The 15,219-nt window shown below is 41.9% G+C and carries 12 protein-coding genes; all 12 read right to left on the bottom strand.

Annotated elements, in window-relative coordinates; genetic code table 11:
* Nucleotides 1-39: 39 nt before the first annotated feature.
* On the bottom strand, nt 40-897 hold the full coding sequence (locus ACSQ8P_RS11465; protein ID WP_436235284.1) for a sugar phosphate isomerase/epimerase family protein: 858 nt from the start codon (nt 895-897) through the stop codon (nt 40-42).
* Entirely contained in the window at nt 894-2,399 is a 1,506-nt protein-coding gene (locus ACSQ8P_RS11460; protein ID WP_436235283.1) for a DHA2 family efflux MFS transporter permease subunit, read from the bottom strand. Before ACSQ8P_RS11460 ends, ACSQ8P_RS11465 begins: the two co-directional genes overlap by 4 nt.
* 20 nt (nt 2,400-2,419) lie before the next feature.
* Complete coding sequence (locus tag ACSQ8P_RS11455) at nt 2,420-3,958, bottom strand: ABC transporter substrate-binding protein (protein WP_436235282.1); 1,539 nt, start codon at nt 3,956-3,958, stop codon at nt 2,420-2,422.
* Between the two features lie 59 nt (nt 3,959-4,017).
* Nucleotides 4,018-4,908 carry a carbohydrate ABC transporter permease gene (locus ACSQ8P_RS11450; RefSeq protein WP_436235281.1) on the bottom strand — a complete coding sequence of 297 codons (891 nt, stop codon included), beginning with the start codon at nt 4,906-4,908 and terminating at the stop codon, nt 4,018-4,020.
* A 16-nt stretch (nt 4,909-4,924) separates the two neighbouring features.
* The gene (locus ACSQ8P_RS11445) at nt 4,925-5,830 is read right to left on the bottom strand and encodes an ABC transporter permease (protein ID WP_436239505.1); all 906 of its coding nucleotides are present in this window, start codon (nt 5,828-5,830) and stop codon (nt 4,925-4,927) included.
* A gap of 248 nt (nt 5,831-6,078) precedes the next feature.
* Complete coding sequence (locus ACSQ8P_RS11440) at nt 6,079-7,698, bottom strand: response regulator transcription factor (protein ID WP_436235280.1); 1,620 nt, start codon at nt 7,696-7,698, stop codon at nt 6,079-6,081.
* A complete protein-coding gene (locus tag ACSQ8P_RS11435; RefSeq protein ID WP_436235279.1) occupies nt 7,670-9,445 on the bottom strand; it encodes a sensor histidine kinase in 1,776 nt (591 codons plus the stop codon). The genes ACSQ8P_RS11440 and ACSQ8P_RS11435 overlap by 29 nt, the downstream gene beginning before the upstream one ends.
* Nucleotides 9,446-9,480: 35 nt before the next feature.
* Complete coding sequence (locus tag ACSQ8P_RS11430; protein ID WP_436235278.1) at nt 9,481-10,134, bottom strand: TetR/AcrR family transcriptional regulator; 654 nt, start codon at nt 10,132-10,134, stop codon at nt 9,481-9,483.
* A 166-nt stretch (nt 10,135-10,300) separates the two neighbouring features.
* Nucleotides 10,301-11,899: an alkaline phosphatase family protein gene (locus ACSQ8P_RS11425; RefSeq protein WP_436235277.1), complete on the bottom strand. Its 1,599-nt coding sequence runs from the start codon at nt 11,897-11,899 to the stop codon at nt 10,301-10,303.
* 230 nt (nt 11,900-12,129) lie between these two features.
* Nucleotides 12,130-13,020 (bottom strand): diguanylate cyclase, encoded by an 891-nt coding sequence (locus ACSQ8P_RS11420; protein WP_436235276.1) that lies wholly within the window; start codon nt 13,018-13,020, stop codon nt 12,130-12,132.
* A 5-nt stretch (nt 13,021-13,025) separates the two neighbouring features.
* Nucleotides 13,026-13,472, bottom strand: coding sequence for a response regulator (locus tag ACSQ8P_RS11415; protein WP_436235275.1), 447 nt, complete (start codon nt 13,470-13,472; stop codon nt 13,026-13,028).
* A 1-nt stretch (nt 13,473) separates the two neighbouring features.
* Nucleotides 13,474-15,198: a sensor histidine kinase gene (locus ACSQ8P_RS11410; protein WP_436235274.1), complete on the bottom strand. Its 1,725-nt coding sequence runs from the start codon at nt 15,196-15,198 to the stop codon at nt 13,474-13,476.
* Nucleotides 15,199-15,219: the final 21 nt, after the last annotated feature.

The raw sequence follows: 15,219 nt of genomic DNA, 5'->3' as shown, positions 1-15,219 counted from the left end.
CAACACACTCCTTAAAAGCTAATTTGTCATTTGGCGGTTCTAAACAACCTTTTGCAAAACTTTTAAATCATTCGCTATACTTGTAAATTTATCGTCGCTTATACCTTCATTTTCAACAAAGGCATACTTGATAGTACCCAATTCTTTTAATTTATCGTAGGTAGCTTTAAAATCAATTACACCGGTTCCAAGATCCACAAAGTCACCTGCTTGTATGTATCCTTTTCCGCGATATAGCTGCATCATATCCAAATCTTCATCACCTGGCTGGAGAGCGTCAAATACGTTTAGATGAAGGACCTCTTTATTTAAATCTTTCTGATGGACGATATCGCATCGGCTGCCTAATTTCTCAAGAACAGCCATAGGATCTAAACCCGCGCGCATAACCCATACCAAATCCAACTCAAATTTGACATATGCTGGATCCGTATTTTCAACTAAAACGTCGTATAAAGTCGTGCCCCCCCATCTTTTGAATTCATGGAAGTGATTATGAAAGTAAAATTGCAAACCACTTTCCTTGCATTTTTTTCCGATCGCATTCAACTGTTCAGCGGTTTTCAATGTATCTTCACGATTTTTGATCCAAGCGGATGGCAATACAATCGCTTTACATCCAAGTTCAGCATTTTCTTGAATTAACTGATTCCAATTCTCGGCATCTTGATCCAGTCGTTCATGGGCAGCTATGGGCTTAAGCCCAAGTTCATCCAGCTTATTTTTGATGGTTTGCAAAGGGAAGGTATCACTGTATCTGACGCCTGTCATAAAATTGGTGGTGATTAATTCCACATTGGTATAGCCTGCTGAAGCTACCTTTTCCAGGGTGCCGAAATAGTCGTTGTTTAGTGCTTGGAATACTGAAAATAAATTAACGCCAATTGAAATGTTCATTTTAACTGCTCCTTTTGCGTTAAATTTTGGACGTGCCGAAGCTTACTGTTCGCGAGATTTGCTTTCCGAGTTTTGCCTTTGTAAAGCATCCAAACGAGAGGAAGGCCGACTAACACGATCATTGTCGCCACGATGTACACGTCATTGGAGCTCATGGTGAAGGCTTCCGCCTTCAGCAGCTTTCGCTGGGCTTCCGCAGCCCCATCTAAACCAAGTGCTTGGTTGTGTACGGTCAATCTTGATGCAATAAGTGAAGTAAACAACGCGATTGAAAAGGAACCGAATACTTGGCGGATCCAGTTATTCACCGATGAGGCGTGACCGGACAGCTCACGCGGGATGGCCTCCATACCGACATTAGTAAGCGGCATGATCGTTAACGAAAGCCCAATATAGCGAATAGTTAGCCACATAACGATATATCCGTGCGAAACGTTCACATCCAAACGTCCTATTGCTAGCGTTCCAACCGCGATCAAGAATAGCCCGGAAACGATGAGCCACTGCGGAGCAACCTTCATATACAGCTTGCCGACGAGCGGCATCACGCCTGCCATCGCAAGTGTGGCCGGAAGCAAAATCAAACCAGCCTCCAGTGCGGATGCCCCCTGAATGTTCTGCAGGAACACTGGTATCAAGTAGGCGCCAGAATACAAGTTGAGCGTAATAACGGCCAGAATGGCAAGACTAACGGTATATTTCTTGTTGACAAATACCTTCAAATTCAAAAGTGGTTCGCGGATCATTAATTCTCTCCGAATAAAGCACCCGAGCATCAGGAAGCCGAAAGCGAGCAGCAACAGCGTTCTCCACGAGCTCCATCCCCATGCATGCGCTTCACTGAAGGCGATCAGGATGGAGCCGCTGCTCAAAATTACGGTAACCAAGCCGGGCAAATCGAACGTTTTCGGTGTATTCAGTTTGTAATAGGGAATAAGCCGCCAAGCGACTGCAACTGCCGCAATGCCAAACGGAATGTCCATGAGAAACAGCCATTTCCATTCGAACATTCCAATCAACCAGCCAGCCAACAGAGGTCCGAACGCGGGCGAAAGCATCGTCGATAAGGTCCACATGCTGAGCGCGAACGCCTGTTTTTCTCGGGGAATCACCTGATAAAGAATCGTCATGGTGGCTGGCAAGATCATCCCGCCAAATATCCCCTGCGCAATTCGAAACGCAATTAACGATTCAACATTCCATGCGAAAGCGCTAAGCCCTGAAATCAGCGTATAGCCAATAAGCGCAGCGATATAAAGGTACTTGGTGCTGATCTTTTCCCCAAGATAACCGGTGACGGGAGCTACCACTCCGGTTGCCAGTAAGTAGCCCGTCATCGTCCATTGCATAGTCGTCAAATCGGTATGGAACTGTTCCATCAAAATTGGGAACGCAACGCTAATCGAACTCATTCCGAGTGTCGCGAGAACGGATCCGAAAAAAATCGCAATCATTACTGGTACAAACGGTATGTTTCTCTCCAGTATCTCTGTATGGGACATGCAGCTTCTCCTCGCAAAAACTACTTATTGGTTTTCGCCCATTCATCAAGCTGCTTTTGCTTCTCAGCAATAATTTTGTCCATGCCTGAAGCCTTCAGTTTGTTTATAAATTCCGGCAAGTTTTTATCCGGATCCAGCGTACCGGTTTCCAAACCTATTTTAAATTGGTCCTTCACGCTTTGAACAGCAGCCACTTCCGTTTTAACCGGATCAACTGTGAAGCTGAAGCCGAGCGCTTTCGATTTTTTGGACGATTTGTTGAAATCAGCCTGATCTTTCCAAAGACTAACAGGATCCGTTTCCCAAATGTAAGAAAGGAATTGATTGCCCCACTCCCATCCATGATTCGGGCTATAGGTGGCATTCTGCGTATCCACGCCATTCGGGAAGCCGATCAACTCACCCTTCTTGACGTAGTGCTTTCCTTCAATGCCAAAGTCGATCAAGTTAATCAAATCTTTGTCAGAGTAGAGCAGGTTAAGGAACATCATTGCTCTCTCTGGATCCTTCGAGTTTTTGGCGATACTGAACATGATATTTGCAATCGACGACGTAGAAGTGACAGGTGGGATAATGCGAGCTGCAACCATCGGTGTGCCTGTCAAAATGGCTTCCTTCGTTTCATAGCCAGGCTTCATATGTACTGTAAAGGAAAAAGCTTTGCCTGCCTTCACAAGGTCTTCAGGGCGGATTTTGTTTGTAGCGATGTCCTTAGGGATATAGCCGTCCAAATACCATCTTCTAACCATTTTCAATAAATCCGCATAAGGCTTCGATTCAAACCAATTGACTACCTTCAGATTATTATCGTGGTCCGGCAGCACGCCGTTATCATCATTCAAAGGGTCCATAAAGCCAGGTGCAATGGACGCGATAAAGGACGTCCCCCCGCCTTCTGGAACAATAGCCGCCATATTCGGCTCGTTATCTTTGACGACCTTGAATACGGCATCCAAATCATCAAAGGTCTTGATCTTGCTCAGATCAATCTTGTATTTATCAACAATATCTTTGCGCATCAGGATGCCGTAGTCGGATGCCCAGTCGCGTACGCTAGGTATGCCATAAAGTTTACCGCTGGCCATCGTCGCTTTTTGAATCTCTGGTGTGACAACCTTGGTAATATCCTGTCCATATTTCTTTAGCAATTCCTCCAGAGGAACAAGCTGTCCTTTCGCCGCCTGCGTACCATAGCCGAGTGCTGTCAAGGTTACAAGCAAGTCCAGATTTTCATTGCTCGCCAGCATCAGATTGATTTGTTGCTGATACGCAGCAGGGTCAATAGGCACAAATTTGACCGTTGCATTAATCTTCTCTTTGGTCAGTTTGTTAACGGCATCCTGAATCTCCTGCAGATCTTTAATGTTACCGATTTTATAGTAGGCCACTGTTAGTTCATAAGGCTTTAGTTCCGTTTTCGCTTTTGCTGTTTCCCCTGACGCGGTTGGCGGATTTGTCGACGTAGAGCCTCCGCTACTACCGCCGCAAGCCGTTAATAGCAACGTAATCGCCGCTATTCCTGCTAATACTGATTGGATGCCCTTTATATTTCTTCTCATTTCATAGCCTCCCTAGGTTTATCTAGCATTTATGCTAACCGGCTGATGCCGAGTATAGCCTAGCCTTTAACTGCTCCAATAACGAGACCTTTGACGAAGTATTTTTGAAAAAAAGGATACGCGATCAGCAAGGGAACAGTCCCAATAACTGCCATAGCCATCCGGACCGATTCCATCGGGATGTTGCTGCTTGCAGCAAGTTCCGTTGTGCTGCTGCTCGCGTTGCTTGACAAAAATTGCGCGTTTAACAAAATCCGGTTTAACAAATTCTGCAAACTGAACAGCTTGCTGTCGGTGACATAGATTAATCCGTTGAACCAATCGTTCCAATAGCCAATCGTTTGCATCAAGCCAACTGTAGCCAGAATGGGAAGAGAGAGCGGAAGCACGATCTGGAAAAAGATTTTAAATTCCCCAGCCCCATCAATGGATGCCGATTCAATAACCGGGGTTGGGATTGAAGTCATAAAAAAGGTGCGCATAATCAGCACGTAAAATCCGTTTGATAACAAACCGGGAATGATTAAGGCCAGCAGCGTGTTTTTCATATCGAACAATTGTGTATATACCAGATAGGTGGGGACCAGGCCCCCATTAAACAGCAGTGTGAAAAAAACGATAAAGGAGAGCGGCTTACGAATCAGCATATCTTTTCTAGATAATGGATAGGCGCATAGAGCCGTAATTGACAGCCCCACGAACGTTCCAACTAAAGTTACCAGAATGGTAATACCGTACGCCCGAAATATGTTGGAGGAATCATTCCACAAGAATTCGTACGCAGCAAGGCTAAATTTGCTCGGAAAGAAAGAATACCCTTCTTGCACAATAGTCATTTCATCGGTAAAAGATGAAATCACGAGCAGAAAAAACGGAAGAAGACAGAGACAAACAATGCCAATAAAGAAAACATGAATGAACGCTTGATACAGTTGACTTTTTACTTTCATTTGGATTCCCTCCTTATTAAAACAAAGCGTTATCGCTGTTTCGCTTGCTCACCACGTAATTCGAGATGAGTACGAGAATGAATCCCACAACGGATTGATATAGGCCCGCCGCCGAAGACATGCCGATGTCGCCTAATCTTAGTAATGCCCGATATACATACGTATCGATAACGTTAGTTGTCGGGAAGAGCGCGCCCGTATCAAGCGGTACTTGATAGAACAATCCGAACTCCGAGTAAAAAATACGGCCGATTTGCAGCAGCGTCATAATCACGATAACCGGAGTGATTAAAGGGATTGTAATGTTCGTGATCTGCTGCCATTTACTTGCTCCGTCAATCCTGGCCGCCTCATAATATTCCGGGTCGATTCCAATAATCGCCGCTAAATAGATGACGCATAAGTATCCAACATGCTTCCAAATGTTCACTAGGGTCAAAATATATGGCCAATACTTGGCTTCGCTATACCATGAGATCGGATCCATTCCAAGCATAGGCATGATCTGTTTATTAATGTAACCGGTTTCTCCGCTTAGCATGGCAAGCACCAAATAACCGACAATAACCATTGAAATCAAGTAAGGGATGAGAATGACGCTTTGGTAAAACCGGGCAAATAATTTCTTCTTCACTTCATTCAGCAAAATTGCTACGCCGACGGCGATGATCAGATTAATGATAATAAAAGCTGTATTATATAGAATCGTATTTCGGGTAATCAGCATGGCGTCTGATGTTTTGAACAGGTACTCGAAATTTTTAAATCCAACCCAATCGCTGGCCCAAATTCCTTTCGTAAAGTTGACATCCTTGAACGCGATAATCAAGCCAAACATCGGTAAATAGTTGTTGATGATCAGATAAATGATTTCGGGTATTACCATCACAAACAGAGGGGCATACCTCCATATTTTTCTCATTTTTTTGCTGGTTATTGATTTCGTTGACGTTATCTTAGCAGCTGTCGTGGTCGCTGAAGTTGATCTTGTTGTTGTCGTTGACCCCATATCGTTCCCCCCTCATCGGTTATACTCTCATCATATATAACTGTCACTTTGCACTCTACCTGTTTCCCGACTTCCTGTTATAGCATTTCCGACTTCTTATTAAACAAAAAAGATCGCGCCCGAGAAGGGAACGATCTCATTGTATTAGGAACCCTAGGTTGCTAAATTTCATATAATTTGCGGTAATCCTGTGGATTCGTTGAAGTTGCTTTCTTGAACATTTTTGAGAAATGGGAAAAATTATTATAGCCCACCGAAGAGGCAATACTGCCAACCGGAAGATCCGTCTTTACCAGCATCTCTTTGGCTAAGGAAACCCGTTCCTGCAGAACATAATCAGAAACCGTCAAGCCAGTTTCTTTCTTAAAAATTCTTGTCAGGTAGTCCGGATTCATACTCACATAGCTGGCAATGTCCTCCCGCGAAATATCTTCGTTGATGCGCTGAGCGATATATTGTTTCGCTTTTTCAATAACGGTCTGGCTTTCAGCCACAGTGTTAATTCGACACGTAGCTTCTTCGATCATCGTGATTATCCATTGTCTAAGATTAGCTATGGAACGGGAAACATACGATGCTTGCATAGACAGAAGTTCTTCCGAAAAAACTTGATGTGCCCTCAAGCCTTTATAATGCAATACGTGATGAATCATTTGGAGAAAGTCCTCATAAAATCCACGCAGTAATTTGGAATCGAGTCTCTCCATTTGCTTCATTGCATCCAAACTTTGATCGATTTCTTTGAGCAGTTTCCCTTTGCATCCACACTTGAGCAATTCCGCCCAACCGTTCATTTTAGGGACTTGATATGTTTCGTAGCAGCTGCATCGTTGCTCACTTAAGAAGAAAATTTTATTCGTTTGTGTAACATTGCGGGATTCCATCGTAACTAAGGATTCAAACATCTCGAGCATTCCCTCCGTATATACGGGCGCACCGATATAACAACAAAGATCACAGAAAAAGTATTGGTTACAAGCATCGATATACCCCTGTAATTCGTTGGTTAGCTTCGCTTTATCGATCTTGCTACCCGGGTCGACTAAGAGGATGGGGAGGATGGCCAATAACCCTCCGCTTTTGACCTCAACGATTTGGCCGTTTGCCTCTTTCCGTACAGCCAATTCCTCCAAAGAGTTGCGCAAGGCGAATTCCATTATTTTTTCTTCACGAAGAGTCAGTTTTTTATGCCAACGTTGTACACTGATCCATATCGGCACAAATAAGGCTGTATCGCTATAAGGTATATTTTGCTTTGCCATAATTTCTTTGATTTGAACCTTATTAGAAGGGATCGACCTATGTATTAAATCCTGCCAAAAGCGCTCAACGACCATGGGTTGGTACGATTCCCATAACTGATAGTAGTGTTTATAGGTTTCATTAAATTGGACCAATCTTCTTTTCTTTTCCAATTGGTCGATGGCTTTTCGAACGGCTTTCTCCAATTCCGGAAAACGGACAGGTTTGAGCATATAATCTAGACTACCTAATTGAATCGCTTTTTGCGCGAATTCGAAATCAGCATGACAGGTTAAGAAGATCGATTCCGTATCAGGAGAGTGTTCTTTGACCCAAGATAACAGTTGAAATCCATCACCTTCCGGCATTTCAATGTCGCAAAGCAGAATATCAATTTTTTGGGTCCCAAAGATTTCCTTCGCCTGCCGTATGTTAAAAGCTTCATGAACTCTTGAAAATCCAAGTTGATCCCACTCTACACCCGCTTTTATCCCTCGTACAGCATGAATTTCATCGTCTACGACCAATAATTGAAGCATAGCCCTCTCCTCTTTCCTTCTCATGAAATGGAATGAGAATTTCAACTGCTGCGCCAAGGCCATCCCCATTTGAAAATGTGATCCGGGCTTGATCATGATACAGCAGGCGCAATCGGCGCTGCACATTCCATATCCCGATATGATGACCTTCTCCGTTACCAATATCCATTTCCATCTGCAGCTGAGCCAAAATGTCCTCAGGAAATCCTTTTCCAGTATCCTGTACCCTTATACGGATTCTATTAACTTCTTTGACTTCAATGGTTATACCAATATGAACCTGTTTATCCATGCTAACTGCGTGTTTGATCGTATTTTCCACAAAAGTTTGAATAACAAGCGGAGGAACCAATTCGTCCATCAGATTATCTGGAACGGATAGATCGTAAGTCAAATTTTGAGGAAACCGCATCTCCTGGATACGAAAGTAATTAAGCGTATGCTGGACCTCATCCCTTAAAGCGACGAATGTCATGTTGCTCCGAAACATAAAGCGAAAATATTCTACGAGACTAAGCGCCATTTCCTGAATCAATGTAAAGTCTTTCACCTGCGCCAAATTATAAATAATGTTCAACGAATTCAGAAAAAAATGCGGATTAATTTGAAGCTGTAATTGCTTGAGTTCCGCCTTCTGATGATTTAATTTTTCTTTCAAAACATTAATTTTCAATTCCTGTATTTGCGATATCATGCGATTGAAGGATTGGTTCATCTTGTCGAATTCAATGATAGAAGGGCTGTAGGTTATGCGAACGTCCAAATTCCCGTCTTCTATTCTCCTCATAGCCATCATGATCCTATTTATCGGAACCAAGATGATTTTCCTTAAAAGAAATAAAATGAAAGGGAGCAGAATAAGTGATCCCAACAAAATGAACGATACCATTCGGCGAAGAAAAGGAAGATTCTCCAGAATGATGCTGTCTGGTATGGCAGCGATTAAGCTGAAACGGCCTTTCGCGGATTTTTCGCCAACGACTAGAAATTGTTCATCTTTTCCAGTCAGTTTGTAACCGTTTCCAACGCCATTCAAATTAATTTGATTTTCTTGTACAAAAGCTTGGTTAGACATGGTCTCGAACTGGTCCGTAACCAGCAGAGCCCTGCCGTTGTTGCCCAAATCGACTAAGTTCAGCGGCACCATTAATTTGCTCGCATCCGTCCATGCACCGATATAAACATTCCCATATTTGATCACACGGGTCAAATAGTATTTATCTCCAAGCTTAAGCATGAACCATTCTCTCAGACTTGTCTGATTTGTACCATCTCGTTGGTCTTGAAAAATGGTCTTAATGCTATTTTCAACTGCTTCTTGTCTGGTGTAAGTGACTTGATCACTCATAACTGTCAATAAATCTTGATTCGGCTCAGAGTAAACAAAGAACATATCCATTGATTTATAACCAGGAAGGTCTTTTAATAATTTATTATTTAATTGAATTTTCGTAAAAGAGTACCTATCCGCATTTTGATCCCGCTGTACATCTAGTACCAACAGCCCCGTGTCTTGCGCAGCTAAGTTGAATAAATACTTGTCTACCTCATCCAGATTACGGTCGATCTGTCCCATATATAGGCTGATTAAATTTTTATTCGATTGTGCCACTTGATTTCGAACAACTTTGATGGCATACAAATTGTTGTAGATCATAAAAGCCACAATGGGTATGACAATAATTAGCAAACCAAATATCAACTTAAAGCGCAGTGATTTGAACAGAGGCAGCGTACGTAATAGCACGGCTGATAGACCTCCCTTCCTGAAAGTTAACTCGATCAGATTGAATGCGCTTCCGATTTCAGATAGGCCATGATCATGTCAATTAACTGCCGCATCATTTCGCCTGGATCGATCTCTTGTTCAACGCGAAGAATATTCCCCCTTGATGCCATTCGTTGCGTCATGCTCATCATCGTGTTTGCAATCATGGCTGAAGATTTGACTGGATCAAGATCAGGACGAATCGAACCATCTTGAATGCCTTCCAGAATAAGTTGAACAGGCGATGGAAAGACATTTCCGATGAATTTTTTGTACTTCTCCTCCAATTCACGGGTTGGATACATTTCACGATAATAGTGATCAAACATTCCAATAAAACGTAAATGACTAGGACTAATCTGGGTGAAATCTTGCCAAGCCAATAACAAGTTCCGCATTTTTTCTTCGGCTCGTTCACCGATTTTGTGAGAATCGACAAATCGAAATAAATCGTCTAAAACCTTCATCTGGACTTCAAACGCCAGTTCATCAATTGAGTTGTAATATTTGTAAAGTGTAACACGGCTGATCCCCAATTGATGCCCGATGTCTTTCATCGTTACACCCGCCAAATCTTTTGCCAAAAAAAGCTCTTGAGCCGCTAGAATAATTTCCTGCCGCCGTTTATTTCTTTGCTCCTCTAATTCCTGTTTCCATCTGCTTGTCATGTAAACACTCCTTGATACAGAAACTACTCACCAAATCTATTTACACGATGTAAACACCCTGATTTTAAACCAATTATATCCAAAAGCAAATATTGATGCAAGACGAATTGATTGATATCGGAGAAGAACCAGTGATGATAAGGAATGGGACAGGATCATTTCAACATTACTCATGGCCTATTAGTTCAAGTAAATATGACTTAAAATCGACGATTCGCTGGCTCCTTGGTCTATGTTCCGTCCCACCAATGAGAACTGGAATTAGAGAGTCTGATTTGTGCAAAGAACCATGGGCTCCTCCCCCTTGATGAGCTGGATTACTTTTATCTATAAACTCGAACCCAGGTTTGGAAGTAATGACGAAATATTCGCCATCATGAGAATTCAAAGCCGAGGATAGACGCTGCAGCGCATCCGGATAATCTCCATAATCTACAGTATTCCGTGCATGATTCCAATTAAGATCCAGGACTTCAACACTACCCTCCAACGTCCATTTTTGAAGATAGGGATCTGTAATGATACCAATCGGTTTATACCTCATTTCTTTCAGGTTATTGCCCTTGATGACGTTAATCCATCCATTTTCTCTCCATGAAATCAAGTCGATCCGCTTATCGGTACTTAATCGATCCGCAATAGTGCGGTTGCTGTATTTGCCATTGGCATTGTATACATAGGCCATCGTTTCGTTTGCAGCCAAGATCAAATCTGTTTGGTCCGTTACTGGATCACCGGGGTTATTCAAATTGTAATTTTGAAAAAGCTCGGTTAATTTTATGACAGGATTTTCCCTTCTTTGCTGGACTTGGCTTACACCGCTATCTCCTGCCACAATAAAAATCGCTTTACGCAGTGCTTCATCAAGAGATCCGTAGTTTTGCATAATTCCTTTTATTTGCTGATCGACTTCAATTAGCTTCTTCATATGGGAAGGTCCATCCCGATGTAATGCCTGATCCAATTCTGGAAAATAAACATATAGAAAATCAGGCACTTGGCCGGTCTGTATTAAATAGGAGGCGACATTAGCAGCGTATTCATTATTCATGCCCATTTGTTTCGTTACATTCTCCGGTAAGTCTATGATGCCTCTGAGGGGGTTGGAAAAAGCTGCGAATGTGAAAAAATCCGGCCCTTTCACGGTAGCTGCTTCGGGTAAAGATGTAGGACCCGATAACCAGCTAGGAAAACTGAGCTGATGATCGGTATTTCCTCGGTAAATGATTCCATTCACCGACCCTGACTTTAACCCAAGTTTGGCCAAGTCCTCATAGATCGTAGGTGCATTCTTACTAAGATGTTTGTTATTTAAATCAACGAAAACCTGACTTAAAAAAGGATTGGGACCTCTTCGCATGATGTCTCTTATGCCTGTTCCATAATTGATCACGTCTTTGTCAGCTGAGGAGTACCAAACCAACCCAGGAATTCGATGCTTGTCAGGATAAGTTCCCGTTAGTAGAGTACTGTCAATAGTCACGCTCATCGTCGGAAACGAGCTGACAAATTCTTTGTGATATTGCCCATGTTCCTTCAAGAATTTGAAGGTTGGAAGCATATCCTTACTAATTCCTTCATCAATTGCGGAAGATAGCATGGAATCCACATTTATGAGGATAACCGGTTTTACCGAGTGGGTTTTGTCTATTGCTTTCATCTGAACGAGATCATTTTCTTTGTTTTCCGGTTTCCCGCAGCCAATAACCAAAACGATCAAGAAAATCAATGTTATCACTTTGCTTTTATGCAGGTATCGATTCATATGATTCACATCCGGTACTATTATTTACTTTCATACTTAATATCTTCCAAAATGTACCGAATAATTCTCTCTAACCTTAACCAATAAAAAAACACCTGTAACTTATCACAGTCACAAGTGGCAATCTAAAAATATCATCTAAATTAAATGCATCCCGAAAAGCAACGTAATCTTACGTATAAAACATTGACTATATAATTCCCCAGGAATCAGAATCAAGTAGATTAGTCCTACATGACTTTTTCTTTTTTATTGATATACATTCGATGATCCGCTTGGATAATTAATTCGCCTAAAGTTACGGGCATAGCCGGATTGTAATGAAATAATCCAAGACTAATCGAAAGGCGATAGATTCGGCCAGCGCTCAAATTAAAGCTGTCTAACTTTTGATGGATTTTCAAGATGATTTCCTGTTCAAATGCATCTAAATTCCATGAATGTCCCTGAGTCTCCGGTAAAACCACAGTGAATTCATCTCCACCCATACGAGATATAATATCGGAATCGCGGAAAACTTCTTTCAAAATATTCGCCGTATCCATTAAGGCCAAGTCCCCCATATGATGACCATAGGAATCATTGATTTGTTTCATGCCATCCAGATCGGCAACAACCACATAAAAGCCTTTGCCTTCCTGAGCATTCGCATTCATAAACTGCTGAGCCTGATTAAAAAATCCTCGACGATTATAGAGACTCGTCAGCTCATCGATAATCGATAAGTTATAAAGCTCATCCTGAAGACGATGACGTTCTATAGCATAACGCATTGAACGCATAATTACCGAACTGTTGACTTGACCTTTAATCAAATAATCCTGAGCCCCATGTTGTACGGCATTTAACGCAACCTCCTCATCGTCAAGTCCGGTCAGTACGACGATTGGGATTGCGGGCGCTTGCTCCCGAAAGTCGATGATAGTTTCCATACCATGACTATCTGGAAGTGAGAGATCGAGCAAAACAACATCAAATGCATTTTTAGTAATTAGTTCAATACCTGTTTCCAACTGATCGACCCATTTCAACTCAACATTCAAATGATCTGTATCCGACAAAACTTCTCGAATCAATCGTGCATCCCCAGGATTATCTTCAATTAATAAAACCTTAATCAATCGTTTTACCTCCTAGGCAGCTTTACAATCGTTAGCCAAAAATTTTCAATTGATCGCACAACTGTTAGAAACTGCTCTAGGTTGACAGGCTTGTTGATATAACAATTCGCATGTAGATCATATGCTCTTAAGATGTCTTGTTCGGCTTCGGAAGTTGTTAAAATAATGACTGGAATATATTTCAACAATGGATCCTTTTTGATTTCGGCAAGAACTTCGGTGCCATTGATTTTGGGAAGATTTAAATCTAATAATATAATGTCCGGCACAATCGCATCTCGATAGCTGCCTTCGCGCCTGAGATAAGCCAAAGCCTCTTCACCATCTTCAACAACACTTAAATTATTGTGTATTTTCCCTTCCTTCAACACTTCGACAATCAAACGAATATCTCCGGGGTTATCTTCCACTAATAAAATTTCTACATTTTGACTCATCTTATTATCGATCATTTTATATATTCTCCCTGTCTTGTAGCGTGAAGTAGAAGGTTGTTGACTGACCCGCTTCCGACTCAACCCATATTTTCCCGCCATGGCGTTCAACAATTTTTTTACAAATAGATAACCCTATACCCGTCCCCTGGTATTTTGTTTTATTATGGAGCCTTTGAAAAATGAGGAAAATGCGGTCCCGATACTTCAGGTCAAAACCAATCCCGTTATCACGAACTGAAAATAACCGCTCTTTGCCCTGTTGTTTAATCCCGATATGAATGACGGGCGCGCGATTGGCATCACGAAACTTAATGGCATTACCAATTAAGTTTTGCAATAATTGCACCATTTGTGTAGAATCCGCAAGCAAAGTAGGCATAGGATCATGAGTGATCAACGCATCACTTTCTTGAATCGCGTGCTGTAGATTCGTCAATACATGTTGCAGCACCACTTCAAAATCAACAGACTTAAGCTCCTTCCCCTTCGTACCTACTCTGGAAAAAGCCAATAAATCGTTGATCAAATTCTGCATACGCTGCGCACCATCCACTGCGTAATGAATAAAATCATCCGCATCCTGATCTAATTTACCTTGGTAACGCTTCGCCAATAGCTGCACATAACTGGCTACCATTCGTAAAGGCTCTTGTAAATCATGCGAAGCGACATAAGCAAATTGCTCCAATTCCGCATTGGAACCCGCCAAGTCTTCCTTTTGCTGCTTTAGCTCAATCTCATTGTCTTGAATATTTTGCGACATTTGGTTAAATGCCTCACATAACTGCAACAACTCGACGGGTGCGGACTTCATACTGGCGTAATCGATTTTATACTGATAATCTCCTTGCTTCAATCGCTGAACCCCTTTCAATAAATGCTGAACGGGATGTTCAATGTGATGTGATATTCGCAACATCGCGATAAATCCAAATGTAAGCACGATACAAATGATTATAATCATAACAATTAATTGCCTGTTAAAGGTTCGATACACTTCATTCCGCTCAATTTCGTTAACGGCAATCCATTTTCCGTTATTCACCAATTGATACGTACCAAAAACCTGCTTGTCACGGTAATTCTCATAAGTCGAGGTTATTTCTATCCCCTGCTTCGCGCGTTCCAGAATATCGCTATTCAATTGGAATTCCAATGGTTTCCAATTCCCTTGGAACCGCGATTCAGTTATCAAATAGCCATTTCGATCAATTAAATACGATTCACCGCTGTCTCCGTAGCGAAATTGCGCCATAAGCTGCTCGATTGTCTTTAGCTTAACCGTTCCATAGATGACTCCCTCATATTGGTTCTTTTTATTCATAACAGGAGCAGAAAATAAAATCATAGGTTGGTTGGTAACCTTACCCAAAAGCACATCAGAGATATATTCGTGCCCTTTTGCGGCTTCTTCCAAATAGGTTCGTTCGGTGATATAGGCGCCAATTTGGTTCATTGTGCTAAATTCCACAATACCTTCTTTATTGGCAAAAGAAACCGCTTCAAACTCCTGTTGATGAGAAGCAAAAAATTTAAGGTTATTTTGAATATTATCGAGATCAAGCTCTGTGGTCGATTGCAAGTTTGCTAGATTTCGAATTTCAGACGCTCTGGTAGCTACCCAACTATCTATGGCTGTTTGCTGGATCGCACTATCCTTTCGCATTGAATTCATCTGATTGTTCTCAGTTTGGCGATACTGTAGAAAGGAATAAGATGAAATCGTTAGCAGTCCAACCATAAGCACCAATGATATTCCAAA

The sequence above is a fragment of the Paenibacillus sp. LjRoot153 genome (genome assembly GCF_964253085.1).
GTDB lineage: Bacteria > Bacillota > Bacilli > Paenibacillales > NBRC-103111 > Paenibacillus_E.
Note: the sequence above shows the minus strand (reverse complement) of the source record. Positions and strands in the feature narration are given on the sequence as shown.